We start from the raw sequence: 19,173 nt of genomic DNA on the forward strand, positions 1-19,173 counted from the left end.
CGTCGGCGACCTCCACATGGAGCAACACATACTCGCACCCTCGGACCACCCGGACCTACAGGTAGTGATCTACACACCCGTGCAGACCACCGACACCCCCGCACGACTGCGCCGGCTGGTCGACACCCATATTCCGGCCGGCGCTTCGAGGTTCCCCGAAGCACGGATACCTTCGGTGCGGAGTCAGTGATCTTGTCCTGACCGGCGTGGAGGGCCGCGAAGCATGACGGGGTCCACCGAGCACTGCACCAGCCGCCCTGGTCGAGCTATTGGGTCGTGTCGAGCGTGGTGGGCTGTCGTCTGGGGAGGAAGGGTTGTAGGCAGGTGCGGCAGGCGCCGGTCCAGACGCCTGTGCAGGGTCTGGAGCTCGCGGAGTACGGCGTAGGGGGTCAGGCCGGCGCAGGGGCTTTCGGGTCGTAGCGCAACCGTGTGCAGAACGCCTGGGTCAGTCGATCGCATCGCGGCGGTCGGGTTGCCCGCCTTCTTGCGGGAACCGTGTCGCCAGGTGACGCGACGCAGCCCGGCGGGGGCGGGGCCGGCGAGGTTGATCGGGTTCGGGCGGTAGCGCGGCGTCGGGGACCGCCCGCGGCTGGTGTAGGGCGGCGCGGTCGGGACCGCGCTGCTGGGGTAGGCCCTGATGGTGGGTGTGACGGCGACGACGTGGTCCAGCCCGCGCTCGGCCAGGCACAGACGGAACTCCGTGGCGTCGCCGTAGCCGCCGTCGGCGACCACGGTCCGCTCCGGCAAACCCCAACCACCGTCGATCTTCCGCGCCGTGGTCCGGGGCGAGGATGCGGTCGAGCACATCCAGGACCAGTCGCCATCTCTCCCGATGGCGCACCTGGTCGGGGATCTTGCACCGGGCGCGGCGCCGGATGATCTGCGCGGCGATGCCGGGGTCGGTGGTGGTCTCGTCCCAGGAGGCCGGCAGGAACAGCTGCCAGTCGATCGGTCCCGAGGCCCAGTCGGTCACCGCGTGCGCGCTGACCCCGATCTGGCAGTTCCCGACCTTGCCCAGCGTCCCGCGGTACGCGCGCCGCACCGGGCGACTCGAATCCGTCTTCGGAGAAGCCAGAGTCGTCGATGACGTAGATACCGCTCGCCCTTCGCGCGCTGATTCGCCAGCGCGCCCGGCATGTTGGCCGCGAAGGCCTCCAGACGCGGCCTGACCTGCTCCATCTCTTCCGGCGTCCGAGTCCGAACAAGATCACACAACTGGCCGGATCAACGGTGGTGACACACCTGACAAAGCCCTACCAGCCAGTAGGCCTCCTGGCACAGCTCGGCGCCCTGCTGCACCGCGAACCGCGTTCGACCAGCACCCCGGCGCGCAGATCCTGGCCAGCTTCCTGGAATCGGCCCGGGCACCGGCGCCGGGTGCTCGGCGGCATCGACGACAACCATGCCCGGTTCCGCGACACCCGACGGTTGAAATCCCATGCCGGCGCCGGGGCGATCACGATCGCCTTAGGAAGGAGCCTGTCAAGAACCAGCGACTCCCGCGGTCGGCCACGTTCGGATCTCGCCGCGCACCCTGAACCCATCCCGCTTTGGACCCCGGACGACGACATCGCGCGACTGGTGGTGCCACTACTAGTGGCGATGCTGTCTTCGCAGGCCGTCATGCGTAATGGATCGTTGGATGCATGGCGGTGAAGAGTGCAACTGATTCGCCGAGGGGGCGATGAGCGCGTCCCGTCCCCGGCACGGAATCGTGATCCACGAAGGTGGAGTACCGGAAACGGCAAAGGTCGTGCGACGTTCGTCACAGGATGCGGGATAGTCAGGTTTCGCGTCGAGGACGATCTATTGACCAGCCCATCCAGTAAGAAGGATATATCCGAACCGGGCCAGTTGTGCTCGCAAGGCGTAAGGCCGATGTAGCTGCGCCGCCCGGATCCATGACGACGCCGACCCCGCTGCCGCCGTCGGGTCCGTCCGTCCACGAGCGACGTGATCCGTTCCGTGCCCCGCCGCCCCCCGGACCCGCGACCGGGCCGGCTCTCACCCGATGATCATCTGAGGAGCAGACGAATTGGAAGCAAACGTTGTCGCGAGCGGAATCTGCAGCGGGACGCAGCAACTGCGGACCGTCGGCGGTCGTGAACCCTTGGTGTGGAAGTTCGGTGGCACCTCGGTTGCCGACCATGATCGGCTCCGTGCGGCTGCCAAGCGCATGGTCGCGGCTCAGCGCGCCGGTCACGACGTCGTGGCGATCTTGTCGGCCATGGGCACGTCGACCGACGCGCTGTCCGCCATGGCCTATGAGATGTCGGCGCGGCCGCCCCTGCGCGAGCTGGACGCCCTCCTTTCCGTCGGGGAGTCGGTCTCCTGCGCGCTGGCCTCGATGGCGGTCGCGGACCTCGGCTCCCACGCCGTGTCGCTCAGCGGGCCGCAGGCCGGCATCCGGACCGATGACAACCACGGCAACGCCCGGCTGAACGACATCGAACCCGTGCGGATCCGAGAGGCACTCGCCGACGGCTCGATCGTGCTCGTCACGGGTTTCCAAGGGATGTCGGAGAGCGGCGACGTCACCACACTGGGCCGGGGTGGCTCCGATGCATCCGCGGTAGCGGTGGCGGCGGCACTCGGCGCGCGCGAATGCGAGATCTTCACCGACGTACCGGGCGTGTTCACCGCTGACCCGCGCATCGTGCCGGACGCCAGCCGGCTCGACCGCATCCGCCATGAGGAGATGCTGGAGATGGCCGAGGCCGGGGCCGCGGTGCTCCAGCCGCGCGCGGTGGAGCTCGCCATGACCCACGGCATCAACATTCACCTGCGATCCAGCTTCAGCACGGAGGACGGCACCTGGATCGGGCAGGCCGAGGGGCGGTTCGAAGCCCGCGGAACCTTCGACGTCACCGGGATCGCGCATCGGCGTCAAGAGTCCCTGTACGGGGTCAGGGACGTCGAGGCGAGCGAGGTAGCCGCAGCGTTGGCCGCACGCGGCATCGCCATGGGCACCGCAGTGCCGCGCGCGGGAGGGCTGCTCGAGTTCACCGCGCCCGGTGTTGGCGCGCCCGAGACGACGGCGGCGCTGGATGCGATGGAGATCCCGGCGAAGGTCAACGAGAACCTCAGCTCCCTCGCCGTGGTCGGCCTCGGCATCGGCCGCCGCCCCGACATCATCGCCCACTCCCTCGCCGCGCTGCGCGCGGCAGGCATCGCGCCGCGCCTGGTCACCACCATGCCCGGCCGGGTGTCCGTGCTCGTGGACCCGAGCCTCCTGGAGGAGGCGGTACGGGTGCTGCACGCGACCTTCATCCCAGTGGCCCCCGACCCCCGGCTCATGGTCGGCCCTGCGGCGTGAGACACCCACCAACCCTCCCAGAGGAGCCCTGATGACCACATCGGTTCGGACCGCCCGTCACGGCGGTACGTCGAACCCCGACCGCTCCCCGCTGCTCGTCGGCGGCGATATCTCGCCAGGACGGCGGACCCGCCCCGGTGAACGACTGCACGAGGTGTTCGAGGAGCGCGTCGACTGGATCCGTTCCTCCGCCGAGCCCACCCATCTGGCCGTGGACGCGGATGAGGTGGCGCTCACCTACCCCGAGCTGGACGAGCGGGCCAACCAGCTGGCGCGCTACCTGCTGAGGCAGGGCGCGCGGGCCGGGGACCGGATCGGGCTGCTGTTCGACCAGGCCGTGCACACCTACGTCGCGATGCTCGCGGTGTCCAAGATCCACGCTGCGTACGTCCCGCTCGACGTCGGGTTCCCACCCGACCGCATCCGCTACATCGTGTCCGACGCCCGTGCCCATCTCGTGCTCACCACGTTCGGCGTTCACGAGCGGGTCGACGGCCTCGAGGACATCGCGCCGCAGCTGCTCCATCTCGACGCGGCTGCCGCCGACATCGAGGGGGAGGCCCGCTGCCGGCTCGCCGACTCCGAACGTGGCGCTCCCGTCGACGATCTCGCCTACCTGATCTACACCTCCGGCACCACCGGGCGCCCCAAGGGCGTGGCGATCTCGCACGCGAGCATCTGCAACTTCGTCCGGGTCGCCGCCGAGGTCTACGGCATCCGGTCCGACGACCGCGTCTACCAGGGCATGACCATCGCCTTCGACTTCTCCGTCGAGGAGATCTGGGTGCCGTGGACGTCGGGTGCGACGCTGGTGCCCAGGCCGGCCGGGCCCAGCCTCGTCGGCCCGGACATGCACGATTTCCTCACCGAGCGCCACATCTCCGCCATGTGCGTCGTCCCGACGTTGCTGGCCACCCTCGAGGAGGATCTGCCGGAGCTGCGGTTCCTGCTGGTGTCCGGCGAGGCCTGCCCGCAGGACCTGATCCGTCGCTGGCACCGGCCGGGGCGGCGGTTCCTCAACGTCTACGGGCCGACCGAGGCCACGGTCACCGCCACGTGGTCGGTGCTGGACCCCGACCGGGCGATCACCATCGGGCAGCCGCTGCCCACCTACACCGCGGTGATCCTCGATCCGCAGGACCCGAGTCGCGCCCTGCCGTTCGGCGAGGTCGGTGAGATCGGGCTCGCCGGGATCGGACTGGCGCAGGGCTACGTCAACCGGCCCGACCTGACCGACAAGGCATTCGTCCGGGACGTGTTCGGGGTACCGGAGAACCCGTCGGGCCGCGTCTACCGGACCGGCGACCTCGGCCGGGTGAACGAGTCCGGTGAGATCGAGTACCACGGCCGGATCGACCTGCAGGTCAAGGTTCGGGGTTACCGGATCGAGCTGCCCGAGATCGAGACCGTCCTCATGCAGGTCCCCGGGGTGGCGGCCGCCGTGGTCGGCACCTTCGAGCCGACACCAGGTGTCGTCGAGCTGGTGGGCTACTACCGGCTGCGCAGAGGCGTGCGCGAGTTGAAGCCGGACGCGATCTACCGCCACCTGCGCGAACGCCTTCCGCCCTACATGGTGCCCGCCTACCTGGAACGGCTGGCGTTCATCCCGATGACCACATCGGACAAGGCCGACCGCAAGGCCTTGCCGCCACCTACGACACGGCAACGGACCGCGAGCAGCAGCCATGTCACACCAGCCTCCGAGACCGAGCGGCTGCTCGTCGACGCGCTCGCGGCGACGCTCGGTCTGGAGGACGTGTCCGTCGAGAGCGACTTCTTCGACGACCTCGGCGCGAACTCGCTGCTGCTGGCCCAGTTCTCGGCCAGGGTGCGCAAGACCGGCGGGCTGCCGTCGCTGTCGATGCGGGAGATCTACCAGAACCCGACGATCCGCAGGCTCGCGCTGATACTCGACCCGGCGGGGACCGGTGTCACCGGGCCCGGACCGGAGGCGGCGACCCCGCGCCGTGAGGTGGTGCGGGCGAGCACCGCGCGTTACCTGGCGACGGGCGCCGCGCAGCTGGTGGCGTTGGCTTCGGCGTCCTATGTCGGGGCGCTCGTGCTCACCAGGGGGTTCGTCTGGTCCAGGTCGGCCACCGCCCTGCCCGGGGTTTTCGCCCGCGCCGGTGGCTATACCGTCGTGGTCTTCCTCGCAGCCTGCCTGCTGCCGATCCTGGCGAAGTGGACGCTGATCGGACGCTTCACGCCACGCGAGATCCGGCTGTGGAGCTTCCAGTACTTCCGGTTCTGGCTGGTCAAGACGTTCTTGACGATCAACCCGATGGTGCTGTTCGTCGGCACGCCAATCTATCCGCTCTACCTGCGCGCTCTGGGAGCCAAGGTGGGACGCGGCGCGACGATCCTGTCCGCGTCGGTCCCGGTCGCCACCGACCTGATCACCATCGGCCGCGACACCGTCATCCGCAGGGCCAGCTCGTTCTCCGGTTACCACGCCACCAGTGGGATGCTGCGGACCGGCCGGGTCACGATCGGGAACGACGCCTTCGTCGGTGAGGCGACCGTCCTCGACATCGACATCGAGATCGGTGACGGCGGCCAGCTCGGCCACAGCTCCGCGCTTCATCCCGGCCAGCGCATCCCGGCGGGCCAGCGCTGGCACGGGGTGCCGGCCGAGCCGACGGACACCGACTACAAGGTGCTCGCGGACGCGCCGAGGGGATCGCTGCGCCGGTTCGGGTACAGCACGCTGCAGCTGCTTGCCACGCTGGTCGGCGGCGCAGCCGTCTCCGGTGTTCTGGTGGCCGTCCTGCCCGAGTTCCCGCCGGTGTCCGGCTTCTTCGACCCCACTCGCCACCCGCTGTTCTCATCGGGCTTCTACCTCTGGATCGCGGCGACCTCGGCGATCCTGTTCCTCGCCGGGGTACTGCTGAACCTGGCCGTCAGGACGACCGTGCCGCGCCTGCTCAGCCTCGTCGTCCGTCCCGGCGTGACCTACCGGCTCTACGGGGTGCGCCACCTCGTGGCCTCGGCGATCATCCGGCTGGGCAACTCCAGGTTCTTCATGATGATGTTCGGGGACAGCTCCGCCGCCGTCCCCTACACCCGCGCCATCGGCTACCACCAGCCGCAGGTCGAACAGACCGGCTCCAACTTCGGTACCGAGGTCCGTCAGGACTCCGCGCTGCTCACCACCGTCGGCACCGGCACCATGCTCTCCGACGGGCTCTCGATCATGAATGCGGACTTCTCCAGCGCCTCGTTCCGCATGTCCCCCATCATCATCGGCGCGCGCAACTTCATGGGTAACAACATCTCCCTGCCCACCGGTGCCAGGATCGGCGACAACGTCCTGCTCGCAACGAAGGTCATGGTGCCGATCGACGGACCGGTCCGCGAGAACGTCGGCCTGCTCGGCTCACCTCCCTTCGAGATCCCGCGTTCGGTCGCAAGGGACTCCCGGTTCGACCACCTCAAGACCCCGCAGGAGCTGCCGAAGCGGCTCGCGGCGAAGCTGCGCCACAACATCGGCAGCATGGCGGTGTTCATGGCGTTCCGGTTCACGAGCTTCCTCGGCCTCGTGCTGATCATGACCGTCTCCGTCGGCTTCTACCAGCGGTTCGCTGAGCTCGCCCTCGCCGGCGGCATCATCGCCACGGCGGTGTTCAACATCCTGCTGGCTGCGTTCGCCGAACGCGTCGTGCTCGGGTTCCACCGCCTCGTCCCGCGGTTCGTGTCCATCTACGACCCGTATTTCTGGCGCCACGAGCGGCTGTGGAAGGTGCTGGCGGTAGCGGCATTCGCAGGCACCCCGTTCCGCAGCCTGCACTGGCGGCTGCTCGGTGTGCGGGTCGGCAAGCGGCTGTTCGACGATGGCTGCACCATCCCGGAGAAGACCCTGGTCACCCTGGGCGATGACGTGGTGCTGAACGCCGGCAGCGTCATCCAGTGCCACTCGCTCGAGGACGGCACCTTCAAGTCCGACTACACCACCCTCGGCGACGGCGTCGTCCTCGGCACGGGGGCGTTCGTGCACTACGGCGTCACGATGGGCGACGGGTCGGTGCTCGAGGCGGACGGCTTCCTGATGAAGGGAGAGGAGACCGCTCCCTTCAGCCGGTGGTGCGGCAACCCGGCCACCGAGACCCGTCCCACCGCTCCGGGCGCTCGGCCGCGCAACCGGCCCCGTCCCGGCGGCCGAGCCCGGCACCGTCGCAATCCCGGCCTCAGCCTCCTGCACCCGCGCCGTTCCGCCGCATGACGACCGGCGGCACCGGTCCCACCACGCACTCACCAGCACCCACTCGAACTCCACAGGAGAAGCTCATGACCACCGCAGTCCCCCTGACCTCGGCGCAGCCACACGTGAGCTCGCCGTTGCCCGGCCCACGCTCCGCCGAGTTCCTCGAGCGCCAGGCACGCCGCGAGTCGGGTGCCCGCGTCTACCCGAGGCACTTCCCGTTCGCCGTCGCCGATGCGCAGGGCAGCTACATCCGTGATCTCGACGGCAACACCTTCATCGACTTCCTCGCCGGGGCGGGCGTGCTCTCGTTCGGGCACAACCACCCCGAGCTGGTCGAGGCCGCCATGCAGCAGATGTCGGTCTTCACGCACGGCCTCGACATGCCCTCACCCGCCAAGGACGCGTTCACCGAAGCGCAGCTGTCGATGCTGCCCGAGCAGATGCGCGATCACATGAAGATCCACTTCTGCGGGCCGACCGGGGCGAACGCCGTCGACGCGGCGATCAAACTCGCCAAGACGGCCACCGGACGGGGCGACGTCGTCGCATTCCGAGGCGGGTTCCACGGCACCACGCACGCGACCATGGCCCTGACCGGCAACCTGTCGAACAAGGGGGCCGTCGTCAACGGCATGCCCGGCGTGCATTTCTTCCCCTACCCCACCGGGAGCGTGCCCGACGACGTCGACCCCGCCACCTGGGACGCCACCTGCGCCGCACTACTGGAGAATGCGCTGACCGACCCGAACGGCGGCATCCCGACGCCGGCCGCGGTGATCATGGAGATGGTGCAGGGTGAGGGGGGAGTCAATCCCGCCACGCTCCAGTTCGCGCAGCGAGTGCGGCAGCTGACCCGCCGGCTGGGCATCCCGCTGATCGTCGACGAGGTGCAGACCGGATGCGGCCGCACCGGCACGTGGTTCGCCTTCGAGCAGTACGACATCGAACCCGACATCATCGTGGCGTCGAAGGCCCTCAGCGGGATGGGCCTCCCGATCGCCATCATCATGTACCAACAGGACCTGGACGTCTGGGCGCCGGGAGCGCACACCGGCACCTTCCGCGGCAACCAGCTCGCCTTCGCCGCGGGTGCAAAGGCCGTCGAGATGGTCCGCCGCGACAACGTGCTCGGCAACGTGCGCGCCCGCGGCGAGCAGGTCGCACAGGCCCTGGAGCCGCTCAGGGCCCACCGCGGGGTCCGCGAGGTCAGGGGCAAGGGCCTGATGTGGGGTGTCGAGCTCAACGCAGCGGGCGACGGCCGCACCGCCGGCCAGCTGGCGGAGGAGGTGCAGGCGCGTGCGCTGCGGGCCGGCCTCATCCTCGAGCTCGGCGGCCGCGACGACTGCGTGCTGCGCATGCTGCCACCGCTCAACGTCACAGCGGAGGTCGTGGACATCGCCCTGTCCATCATGGCCCGGTCCATCGAGGACGCCTATCACGAGCAGGCGCTCGCCGCGTGATCACCTCGCGACGCACCCGCGCACCGCTCGCTGTCACCGCGCTGCTGGCCGTGTCCGCCCTGGCCACCTCCTGCACCGGTGCCACACCGGCACAGGAGGTGGCGGTCTCGGACTACGGAAGCGGGCTGTGGCCGGACCGCCCTCGGGTCCGGCTTTCCTTCGACGTCGCGCCCGACCTCGCCTCGGCGACCGGGAAGGAGTCGGTCGCGTTCACCCCGGACGCCCCGACCTGTGACCTGGACTTCCGGGCATGGCCCAACAATCCGACCATGCACGAGGCCGGCGACGCGCTGACCGTCACGTCGGCGAGCGTCGAGGGCAGGCCGGCGACCCCTCAGGTGACGGCAGCCGGCGCCCCGGACGGGGCACCCGGGACCCTGATCACGGTTCCCCTGCGCGACTGCCTGGCCGCCGGCCAGACCACGCACGCCGAACTCGACTTCCGGCTGATCCTCGGGGCCGATGCCAACGAACGGGTCGGCCACTCCCCCGAGACCCGGACCGCCTGGTTCGGGTCGGGATTCCCCCTCCTGTCGTGGATCCGCGGCTCCGGCTGGGCGCGTGACCCCGCGGTGCCGATGAACGGCGAGACCGCCGCCAGCGAGGACTTCATGCTCTCCGACCTCTCGGTCACCGCACCGAGCGACGACAAGGTGCTCGGCCCGGGAACATCCGCCGGAGACGCGCCCGGACCCACCCCCGGCACCACGACACACCGGTTCGCCGCCTCGGCGATCCGCGACGTCACCGTCGCGCTCGGCCAGTACGACGTGCTCGACCGCGACATCGGTGCTGTCCACCTGCACCTGGCGACCACGACCAGCGGCACCAAGGCCACCCCGACGCAGTGGGCGGACCAGATCGAGCGGGCTGTCACCGGTTTGACCCAGCTCTTCGGCCCGTTCCCCTACCCGGACTTGACCGTCGCCATCACCCCTGGCCAGAGCGACGGCACCGAGTACCCGACCGCTTTGCAGATGACCGACTCGACGAACGACGACCTGCCCGCGCTGATCGCGCACGAGGTCTCCCACCAGTGGTTCTACTCGCTGGTCGGCAACAACCAGGCCAAGGATCCATGGCTGGACGAGTCGTTGGCCACCGTCGGTGAGGCCATCGTCGGCGGCGACGCCGGCAGCTACCAGTACGACGACACACCACACAGTGTCGCCGGGCTGATGGGCCGGCCCATGTCCTACTGGGCGGCCCACGGTGGGTTCAAGCGCTACAACCAAGGCGTCTACGACCAGGGCGCCGCCGTGCTGCTCGAAGCCCGCCGCCGCGTCGGTGACCAGGCATTCGACGCGGATCTGCGCAAGTACATCCTCGCCAACGCCCACCACGTGGCCACACCGGTGAGCTTCGCGCAGGCGTTCGGCGACCAGCCCCCCGTACTCGACCTACTGCGCGATGCCGGGGCCCTACCGACCAGCCCATAGCGACATCGACCGAGGGCGGGTGAGGGTGCGTTCACCTACGCCCGCCACTCGCAGAGAGGCCGCAAATGACATCGAACAGCCACCCCGCAGACCCCCGCCCGATCGCCGTCGTCTACAGCGACGACACGACCGGAGCCGGGGACGACACCGCCGCTGTGGCGGCGATGCTCAGCGCCGCGACGGGCTGGGACTTCGAAGTGATCACCGCCGGGCCGAACGGGACGATTCCGGTACCCAAAGCGCTGGAGTTACCCGATGTGCGGCTCTACGCCCAACCCGGCGCCGCCGGCGACGATCACGCCGCCTATCGACGCCAGAAGCACGACAAGTCCGCGATCCGCTCTTTCGTCCACGCCGGCGGCCGCTACCTGGGAATCTGCATGGGTGGATTCCTGGCCGAACCCTGCTTCTTCAACCTGTTCCGCGGCCAAGTCGACGAGTACTACTCCTCCCCGGGGGCGACGGTCGGAACCCCGGACCCTGCCGTCATTCCGATCACATGGCGCGGAACCACCCGGCAGATGTACTTCCAGGACGGCGGATACATGGTGCCCAAAAACCGGACCAGCGGGGTCACGGTGTTGGCGAGCTATTCCAACGGTGCTATCGCCGCACTCGTCGCTCCCTACGGGCACGGCAAGATCGGATTGTGCGGGCCCCACCCCGAAGCACCGCCCGAGTGGTATCGAGAGGCGAACCTCCCCTATCGCGGACCCACCCAAGACCTGGGTGAGGACCTGATCGACACCCTCATGGCGCCATAACCAGTCCGCACCGGAAACCTCGGCGACCATAACCAGTAGGACATGGCCTAGTGGCAGCGCCGTCTTCAAACCGCGGTGATACCGATCGAATTGTGGGCGCGTGGAACAGCTGATCACGCACCCTTTCAGGGGAGAGGAAGTGGTGAAGATGTCAACAACGCACGATCCCGCCCGGCAGACCGTCACGGACCGTCTGCTGGACTCACTCGATCGGCTCGTGCGGCGCCATCGCTCGCTCGCCCTGCACAGCGGTGCGGACCCCGAGTCGCACAGCGCACTACACCTCGAGCTCATCGCCGCCGAGGTGGCACAAGAGCTCGCGATGGCGCGCTCGCGCAGCACATGGCACCGGCAGTTGGGGCCCCCACGGGCCAGCTGACCCGCAACCAGGAAGGTCGTTGCCGAGGCCCTGCTGGCGACCGCGTTGCCGGTCGCCGGGCCTGCCGGAGCGCCGGTCCGAATCACCGCCGGCGTCGCTGCGCCGACGGTGTCGGCGACGGGACCACCGCGAACCGTTGGCGCGGTGGGAGGTACAACACCGTGAGCACCGCAGCTATGACAGGTGAGGACGGAACCTGAGATCAGGTAGGTCCCCGTAGTAGTGGCCCCGCCCCTTGTGGGAGGGGCCACTACTACGTCCGGGTGATGCTGAGGCAACGTAGGAACGAAAGGAGCGGGCAGGAGAAGATGTCGCCCATGGCCTCTCGACCGCCGGGACGGCATCGAGTGTTCTCGCCGTCCTCCCTCCGGAAAGCGATTGCGTCAACAGGTCCTGGAGAAGCCCCGCGAGCCGGGATCCGGGAGATCTTCGGCCGGTTCTGGCCGGAGACCAGGCGATTCCGCGGCCGCTTGTGGGTCATCCTAGTGCTTGTCGGGGTCGGCCCGGTGTCGAGCACCCTGAGCATCTGGTTGTTCAAGATTTTGATCGACGACGTACTGGCCCCGCGACTTCCACCTGTTCCCGGTGATCGCCACCGCCTACATCGGGGTCGCAGTGGTCGAGGGCATGGTGTCGGGCACCGACCAGTATCTGTCGACGTGGGTCGGTGAGCGGTTCATCCTGAACCTGCGCAACCGGCTGTTCATCCACCTGCACCAGCAGTCGCCGGGGTTCTTCGAACGCCACCAGCTCGGCGACATCCTGTCCCGCCTGATCGGCTCCTCGCCACCACGCCCGGCTATGCCCGTCAGGTGCGATCCGGCGAAGCGCGAAGCGGGGAGTCACCTGAAGATCACCTGGTCCTCGAGGTAGGCACTGATACCCCAGGAACCGAACTCACGCCCGATTCCGGACTGCGTGAAGCCGCCGAAGGGAGCGGCGCGCGAGCCGACGACCTCATTGACGACCTCATTGATCATGACGTGCCCGGCCTGGAGGCGACGAGCGACGCGCTCGCCGCGCGCCGTAGGAAGTGTCGTTGGCGATGGCGATGGCCTCGTCCTCATCACGGTAGGTGATCAGGGACAGGACCGGCCCGAAAACCTCCGCCCGGGCAACCGTCCGGTCGTTGACCGTGGCCAGCAGGGTGGGCTTGACGTAATTGTCTTGTCTGAGCCCGTCGGGGTGACCGAGCCCGCCGGCGAGCAACTTGCCGCCCTCTGCAATGCCGCTACGGATGTAGCCCTGAACGCGGTAGTACTGAGCGCGATCCAGGACGGGGCCGACGACGGTGCCGGCGTCCGCGGGGATCGCCGACTCTCACGGCGCCGACCGCGCCGGCCAGAGCCTAGGTGAGCTCCTCTTCCCCGCTCTGCGGAATGGTGTCCGGCCGATGGTTCCGCGGCACGACGGGACCCGCGTGGTCCAGAGACGCAGGATTCGATTCAGGCCCGGCCCGCCCGTCGCTGCGTGATGGCCCCCTCGGTGCGTACTCGCCGGTGGATGCCGATGTCGTCGTCCGGGCTGCCCGCTGCTCGCGGGCTCGGGTCAGGACAAGCTGGGATGGAGCTCGGGCGGGCCGCCCTTCTCGTAGCGCAGAGAGAGGGGCGCCGTGCCGTCGATGTCGGTGACGCCGAGCCGGGCGCCGAGCTCCGCTCCGATCAGGGATCGCCCGGACAGCTCCATCCGCAGGTCCGAGGCGTGCAGGGCGGCGATGACCCGGCCCGTGAACTGCGGGCTCTCCCGCGGTCCGCCGGGGCGGCGGTCCGCCGGGAGCGCGGCGATCGCGGCACGAGCGCGCTCGGTGTCGAGCCCGCCCATCCATATCGAGACCGCAGCGACGTCGTGGGGACGCAACTCCTTGGCCATGTCGGCAGCCATCTTGTCCGCGCCTGCCTTCTGGGCGCCGTACGCCGGTCCCTGGTGGTAGGACACGGCGCCGTAGTGGCCGGTGTTGACGATCAGTCCCCGTCGGCCTGCGATGAGAAGAGGCGCGGCGTGCCACGCGGCGACGTAGTGCGAGCGCAGCCCGACGGTGATCAGATCAGCCGCGGACAGTGGGCGCTCCCAGAATCCCCCGGGCGCCGGGTCAGCGACCTGGGCGGCGTTGTTGACCAGTATGTCCAGTCGGCCCTGGTCCTTGCGGACCTGCGCGAACAGCGCTGCCACCGCTTCGTCGTCAGCATGATCGACCTGCACCCCGACGCCGTGTCCGCCGGCGTCGCTGACTGCGGCAGCGGTCTCGTCCACTGTCCCGCCGTGCGGAGAGGCCTCGGGACTGCGGCTGCGCCCCGTCACGTACACCGTTGCGCCGGCTGCACCGAGCGCGACGGCGATGCCCTTGCCCGCGCCGCGACTGGCGCCAGTCACAACCGCGATGAAACCTGTCATCGCCCTCTCCATCGGTCGAGACCGAGTGAACGGCACCCGGCAGTTGAACCGTGCCGTGGCACACAACTCGAAATACTGAGCCCACGGCGCCACCGACCGCGACCGCGTGCACCCGCGGTGAGGGGGCCTTCGAGACCCCAGCCCGCTTCGCGACCTCGAAGATGGTCGCGCGGCGCCGCGCCGAGGCTCTTGGCCCGCCATATCCACCACCACCGGTGCCCCGCGAGGCTGGTCCAGGGCCTGCACCGCCATGCGATCGCCGCGGCTGGAGCCGATGGGTCCGGGGCGGTGACGGGCGGACCCGAGTTCGGCTTTCGGGCAGTTCGCCAACCTGGAGAACGGCGTCGGCCAGCCGCGATATCTCGTCGAGGTCCGCGACACCGGGTCCGAGGACGAGCTCATCGCCCATGCAGTCGACACCGCGCTGCGCGAGGTCCAACGCCAACGCCAGTCCGACGGGACCGCCACCGACGACGAGAACCTCGGTCTCCTGTCGTGGGCTGATCACGTCGTGCTCTTCTCCTCCGAGAGAGCTCGGAAGTAGTCGCACAGGAAATCGCTCTGCTCGGCCACGCGGGCCGGCACGAGCGGATGCTTGGCCGCCTCCTCGGCGATGCGCTGGAAGCGCCGCGCGATCAGGCGGCGGGCCACATCGGGCCGGGAGATGTAGCTCAGCTGCCCGGGCAGCTCGAAAGAAGGTCCCGCGGTTCGCCCCTTGCGACCTGACGGCATCGTCACGATCAGCTCGGCCAAGGGGCGCATCATGCCCGTCATCACGTCGATCGCGTGATTCATCAGCACCGACCGGCGCAGGCTCGAGTCCGGTTGTCCGCCGAAGTGCTGCACCATGAGCTGCAGCATCATGAAATAGGAGTCGTTGAACAGCTGCATTGCCGCGCGCGTCTCCGGAACCGTGACCAAATCCTTGAGCAGGCTGTCGTCGTCCAACGTCGGGTTGCGCAGAACCGGGTACGAGGGGCGCCATGACGGGTCGTCCGCGAGGAGGCCCGCCAGTCTCGTGAAGGCGGCGTGGTGCGACTCTTCGTCGTCCAGCCGCTCCGAGTTGAGCACGTTGCCCTCTCCCTGTTCCGTGATCACGTCGATCGCGAAGAGCGCGCTGGGCAGGTCGTCCACTTCCATCTGGTAGTCCGGGTGGTCCAGGTCTATGGAGCGGCGCAGGAACAGGTGGTGCTCACCGCCGCCCCGTCCCCGCTCCACGAGGAAGAGGCCCGGCACCCGCCGGAGCCCGTCGCGGATATCGCCGTACAGCTCGCTCAACGAGGCGTAACCGAGCGCCGGCCGGGGGCCGGTCGCCCTGATGTCACCGAGCTGGACATCGCGCACCGCGCTCTCGGGCTTCTCGATCTCGATGAACCGTTGGACGCTGCCGAGCCCCAGCCCCTCGAGTGAGAAATCCAGCGCGACCGGCAGCTCGTCGTTGATCGTGCCGAAGTCGATCCGCGGTACCGTGAACGGTTCTCCGATAGCCATCAGGACGTTGTTGACCATCAGGAAGTGCATCATCTCTTCGCGGGCTATCGACAGCAACGTGGTACGGATGCCGGCGTCCAGCGACTCACCGCCGTCACCGCAGGCCACGGCCAGCTGCTGGGCGTTCCAGCGACCCAGCCGGACGTACTCCAGGCCGGCACCGTGCGTGGGCACCGAGTAGGCGGCGTACAGGTACTGGAGCATCACCCCGAGCTCGACGACGGCGGCGTGCCCCAGCGCGGTCACCAGCTCCTCCCGGGTGGTGAGCCCGGGACGGTCCCGACCCGGCGACGGCACGAACCTCGTCACCTGCGCCGGCTTCTGCTGCTCGCGCAGGAACCTCAGCAGCAGCCGCGCCTTGGGGGCGCTGAGATCGCGCGACGGCGGCATGTAGTAGGTGCGCCCCTTGTTGCGCGGGTCGCACATCTGCCAGATGAGCTTGGCGTAGGTCTGCACCTTGAACCCGTCGGCAAGGCTGAAGACCTCGTCGCGCATGAACGAGTACAGCTGCTCGTACGGTTCCAGCACCTCGCGGTAGACCAGGTCGAACGTGACCTGCTCGGCGGGAATGGCGTCCAGCCACCAGTCGTCGGGCAACACCCGCACGGTCATGGCGCCCACCCGGGAGAAATGCCGCTCGTCGTCATGGCCGCCCGGAACGTCGGCCGGGTCGACGGTGAGGGAGAGCCTCGCGGCACCAGCGCGCAGCCCCCGCAGCGTGAACGCCCCCAGCCCGGCGTCATCGGTACCGACGACACAGGCCGCGCCGCCGTCGAGGCCGACGACCACCGGGCGGCCCTGTTCTCGCGGCAACGCCTCGGGATTGGGGCACTGCCGCACGTGGATCTCGGGCACCGCTGCCGGCACGCCTCTCACGAAGGAACGGACCTGCACGCGGACGTCGTGCTCGTGGTCGTCCTCCCCCGCGGGGTGTTCCAGGATCACGCAGGCGTCGTCGACCTGGACGTTGACCTCCTGCTCGATCAGCACGACGGCACCTGTCGCGTCCACCACCTCCAGCGGCTCGACGCCGGCCGGCCCGCACGGTCCGCACCGGTCGGCGCGCACGATCCCGACCCGATCGGCCGGCAGCTGCGCCACGAGCTCGCGAGACCGTGCGACGCGCAGCCGGCACCCCGCCGGCAACGGCTCCACGAGGTTCAGGTGCACAGCCGACCTGCCGACCTCGACGCTGAGGTTGCTGCCCTCGCCGTCACACCGGGTGAGAAGACGGCCCGCCGGATACGTCCGGAGCTCGTGCGGCCGCCACGGCGCGATCGTCCCTCTGATCCCGCTCCCGTCGAGCACGAACTGGACGACGAGCCCGCCGACGGCATCGTCTGCCACCGCCGAACGAAGCGCCGTGGCCGCGACCGAACGATCCGTCTCGGGCAGCCAGTTCAGGCCGTCCGACTTGTCGACCACGAACTGGTGCACGACCTGCCCGGGCCGTTGCCAGCGCGGCGGCTGAAATCCCCTGACCTGACCGGTGACCATGTACCCCGTATCGTGCGATCGCCCCGCGCGGCCGAACCCGAACTGCCCGACCATCACCGTCGTCGAGAACCGGGATGCCGGGTCGACGTCGAAGATCCTGGCCCGGTTGACGGTGCTGCCCAGGTACTCGTTGTGATGCCCCCACATGTCGACCGCGCGTCCGATGACCGGGTCGGTCCGGTCCAGGTCGGCTTCCGCCATATCGACGGCGACGACAGCGGCCTCGATGAGGAAATGCCCGTTACCTCCGAAGTTCGCGCCCTCGCGGACTTCGACCACTCGACCGGTCCCCATATCGACGACACTCTCACGTGGCCCGGTGGGCAACCTGCTGATGGCGGCGCCGGCGAAATGCAGCCGCGGGAAGTCGAATACACTCATGCCGACCTCCGCACCGGGTACGATCCGGTCAAATCGGCATCGATGCCGTCGACCGCTTCCAAGGCCGACTCGATCGCGCCGTCGATCCATGCCGGGTTCTTGGAGCAGTGCTCGCCGGCGAAGAAGAGGTGGTTCTGCGGCGCGGCGGCGAGTTCCAGCTCGTCGGCGATCTGGCCGTCATCCTTTCCCCAACGGACGGTGCACCCGCCGCGGCTCCACTCGTCATGCCCCCAGGCCTGGCTCGCGGCCGCCCGCACCATCCCGGGCTCCAGTATCTGAGGATGGACCTTCGCGAGCTGCTGTCGGACGTATTCGTGTCGGTCCGCAGGCTTCATCCGGCCGAGGCGATCGGCCTCCTCGCCGATGGTGTAACTCGCGAGCAGGACCGACCCGCTGTCGGGATAGTACGTCTGCCGGATACCACCCCCGGTGAACGATGCCCCGCCCGAAATACCGTCGTTCCGCCAGAACGGCTCGCGACAGTAGAAGGCAACCTTCGTCGCCGGACAGTACTCGATCTTCCGGACGATCGCGAGCTTGTCCGGATCAAAATCGCACAACCGGATGTGACGTAGCGCCGAGAACGGGATCGTGCACAATACGTAGTCGTAGCGTCGCACGATCGTGCGTTTCGCGTGAACGACTTCGATGACCACATCCTGTTTTCGCGCCCGTATTCCCACCACCTTGTGATCGACCCACACGGCGGCGGTGAGCGCATCGGCCAGCCGGCGCGGGAGGGCATCCATGCCGCCTTCGAGACTCACCAGGTCTGCGTTCGTCTCGGTGACGATGTCGTCGATGAATCCGTCGAGGCCCAGTGGCAGCAGGGAGCGGAATCCTGGGTTGTCGACGAAGAATTCAGCGAGGCGCGCCGAGCGATCGGGCTCCGGCAGGTAGGGCCCCAAGTCCATGCCATCGAGCCGGTCGACCAGCCGGCCGATCTGCATCGGATTCCCGAGCAGCTGACCGCGCATGTACACCGGCGCAATGGCCTCGACCGCCAACGTCAGGAACGCCGCGAAGCGTAGGCTCGCCTCCCGATATCCGGAGCGCGGCAATCGCCTCTGAAGCGACCCCACCAGCGCCGGCATAGCCTCCGACAGACGTACGGGGCCCGACTCCGAGATCAAATAGTTGCTCGCCTCGGACAGTAACGTTCGGAACGGGCGCACGCGGTCGATCAGGCCGAGCTCACGGACGTATCTCATGGCATGCCGATGTTTGGTCGGTATACGCATCGCGCCCAGCTCGACGTACGGCGCAGCCGGCTCCGGCCCGAACCGGTGGGTATGGATACGGCCGCCGACACGCGGACTCGCCTCGTAGACGTCGACATCGTAGCCGCGACCATTCAGCTCATAGGCAGCCACCAGTCCCGCGACTCCCGCCCCCAAAACGGCGACCTGCGATCTCCTGTGCGGGCCAGTGCGTACTCGAGGGCCATCGCAGAGCGTGATCGAACGAGGCATCCGTCCGCCTTTCGAATTACGAACTGAAGAGCTTGCCATGAAACAGGTGCCGCAGCGCACATCGACCGATTTGCAATAGAGTCCCCGACGTTGGAGGTCGCATTGTCTTAGCTGGGCAGACTCAGACCATCATTGGTGGCAAGGCGATCTTTGTCCTCGGAGGCGTTGGAGCGGATTGGTGGCGCGCCCTCGTTGCGTCAGCACCCACAGCAAAGCGATCACTGCCGGCGAGCAGGCGCGCGTAGTACAAGGTCCTCCCGTGAGCGTCCTCGTGATCCCATCTCCTTCATGCACTCACTGTCCATCCGTGACCGCCGGGCGCGAAGTCGGCGCCGCCACTAGTGGCGGCACTACCAGCGCCGTGGGAGTTCCTCCTCCCGTT

The 19,173-nt window shown here is 68.6% G+C and carries 10 protein-coding genes and 4 pseudogenes; 8 read left to right on the top strand and 6 right to left on the bottom strand.

Annotated elements, in window-relative coordinates:
• Positions 1 to 190, top strand: a pseudogene (locus tag ABEA81_RS41015) (hypothetical protein); the annotation flags it as partial.
• Between the two features lie 260 nt (positions 191 to 450).
• Here ABEA81_RS41015 and ABEA81_RS42940 read toward each other — a convergent pair.
• Positions 451 to 1,179: pseudogene (locus ABEA81_RS42940) on the bottom strand (transposase); the annotation flags it as partial.
• 934 nt (positions 1,180 to 2,113) lie between these two features.
• Here ABEA81_RS42940 and ABEA81_RS41020 point away from each other — a divergent pair.
• From ABEA81_RS41020 to ABEA81_RS41050, 7 genes are all read left to right on the top strand, one after another.
• Positions 2,114 to 3,316 carry an aspartate kinase gene (locus ABEA81_RS41020; RefSeq protein ID WP_345613307.1) on the top strand — a complete coding sequence of 401 codons (1,203 nt, stop codon included), beginning with the start codon at positions 2,114 to 2,116 and terminating at the stop codon, positions 3,314 to 3,316.
• A gap of 31 nt (positions 3,317 to 3,347) precedes the next feature.
• Positions 3,348 to 7,535 carry a Pls/PosA family non-ribosomal peptide synthetase gene (locus ABEA81_RS41025; protein WP_345613278.1) on the top strand — a complete coding sequence of 1,396 codons (4,188 nt, stop codon included), beginning with the start codon at positions 3,348 to 3,350 and terminating at the stop codon, positions 7,533 to 7,535.
• Positions 7,536 to 7,600: 65 nt separating this feature from the next.
• Entirely contained in the window at positions 7,601 to 8,977 is a 1,377-nt protein-coding gene (locus tag ABEA81_RS41030) for an aspartate aminotransferase family protein (RefSeq protein ID WP_345613279.1), read from the top strand.
• Positions 8,974 to 10,416, top strand: coding sequence for a M1 family aminopeptidase (locus tag ABEA81_RS41035; protein ID WP_345613280.1), 1,443 nt, complete (start codon positions 8,974 to 8,976; stop codon positions 10,414 to 10,416). Before ABEA81_RS41030 ends, ABEA81_RS41035 begins: the two co-directional genes overlap by 4 nt.
• Before the next feature lie 65 nt (positions 10,417 to 10,481).
• Positions 10,482 to 11,180: a BPL-N domain-containing protein gene (locus ABEA81_RS41040; protein WP_345613281.1), complete on the top strand. Its 699-nt coding sequence runs from the start codon at positions 10,482 to 10,484 to the stop codon at positions 11,178 to 11,180.
• 100 nt (positions 11,181 to 11,280) lie between these two features.
• Positions 11,281 to 11,559 (top strand): hypothetical protein, encoded by a 279-nt coding sequence (locus ABEA81_RS41045; protein ID WP_345613283.1) that lies wholly within the window; start codon positions 11,281 to 11,283, stop codon positions 11,557 to 11,559.
• Positions 11,560 to 12,144: 585 nt separating this feature from the next.
• Positions 12,145 to 12,432 carry an ABC transporter transmembrane domain-containing protein gene (locus ABEA81_RS41050; RefSeq protein ID WP_345613285.1) on the top strand — a complete coding sequence of 96 codons (288 nt, stop codon included), beginning with the start codon at positions 12,145 to 12,147 and terminating at the stop codon, positions 12,430 to 12,432.
• Here the strand turns inward: ABEA81_RS41050 and ABEA81_RS42945 are convergent.
• From ABEA81_RS42945 to ABEA81_RS41070, 5 genes and pseudogenes are all read right to left on the bottom strand, one after another.
• Positions 12,402 to 12,870 (bottom strand): annotated as a pseudogene (locus tag ABEA81_RS42945) (aldehyde dehydrogenase family protein). The gene ABEA81_RS41050 and the pseudogene ABEA81_RS42945 overlap by 31 nt on opposite strands.
• A 237-nt stretch (positions 12,871 to 13,107) precedes the next feature.
• Complete coding sequence (locus tag ABEA81_RS41060) at positions 13,108 to 13,929, bottom strand: SDR family NAD(P)-dependent oxidoreductase (protein WP_345613289.1); 822 nt, start codon at positions 13,927 to 13,929, stop codon at positions 13,108 to 13,110.
• 439 nt (positions 13,930 to 14,368) lie between these two features.
• Positions 14,369 to 14,500, bottom strand: a pseudogene (locus ABEA81_RS42950) (FAD-dependent monooxygenase); the annotation flags it as partial.
• Positions 14,455 to 17,319, bottom strand: a complete 2,865-nt coding sequence (locus tag ABEA81_RS41065) for a ferritin-like domain-containing protein (RefSeq protein WP_345613291.1) — start codon at positions 17,317 to 17,319, stop codon at positions 14,455 to 14,457. The gene ABEA81_RS41065 and the pseudogene ABEA81_RS42950, both read right to left, overlap by 46 nt.
• Positions 17,316 to 18,830, bottom strand: a complete 1,515-nt coding sequence (locus ABEA81_RS41070; RefSeq protein WP_345613293.1) for a flavin monoamine oxidase family protein — start codon at positions 18,828 to 18,830, stop codon at positions 17,316 to 17,318. Before ABEA81_RS41070 ends, ABEA81_RS41065 begins: the two co-directional genes overlap by 4 nt.
• Between the last annotated feature and the right edge of the window lie 343 nt (positions 18,831 to 19,173).

The organism is Pseudonocardia adelaidensis, from assembly GCF_039543345.1.
Taxonomy (GTDB): domain Bacteria; phylum Actinomycetota; class Actinomycetes; order Mycobacteriales; family Pseudonocardiaceae; genus Pseudonocardia; species Pseudonocardia adelaidensis.

Bases quoted from the DNA above. Each gene is read 5' to 3' on its own strand.
- ABEA81_RS41030 (WP_345613279.1), top strand. From the start codon at position 7,601: ATGACCACCGCAGTCCCCCTGACCTCGGCGCAGCCACACGTGAGCTCG.
- ABEA81_RS41040 (WP_345613281.1), top strand. From the start codon at position 10,482: ATGACATCGAACAGCCACCCCGCAGACCCCCGCCCGATCGCCGTCGTC.
- ABEA81_RS41065 (WP_345613291.1), bottom strand. From the start codon at position 17,319: ATGAGTGTATTCGACTTCCCGCGGCTGCATTTCGCCGGCGCCGCCATC.
- ABEA81_RS41025 (WP_345613278.1), top strand. From the start codon at position 3,348: ATGACCACATCGGTTCGGACCGCCCGTCACGGCGGTACGTCGAACCCC.
- ABEA81_RS41070 (WP_345613293.1), bottom strand. From the start codon at position 18,830: ATGGCAAGCTCTTCAGTTCGTAATTCGAAAGGCGGACGGATGCCTCGT.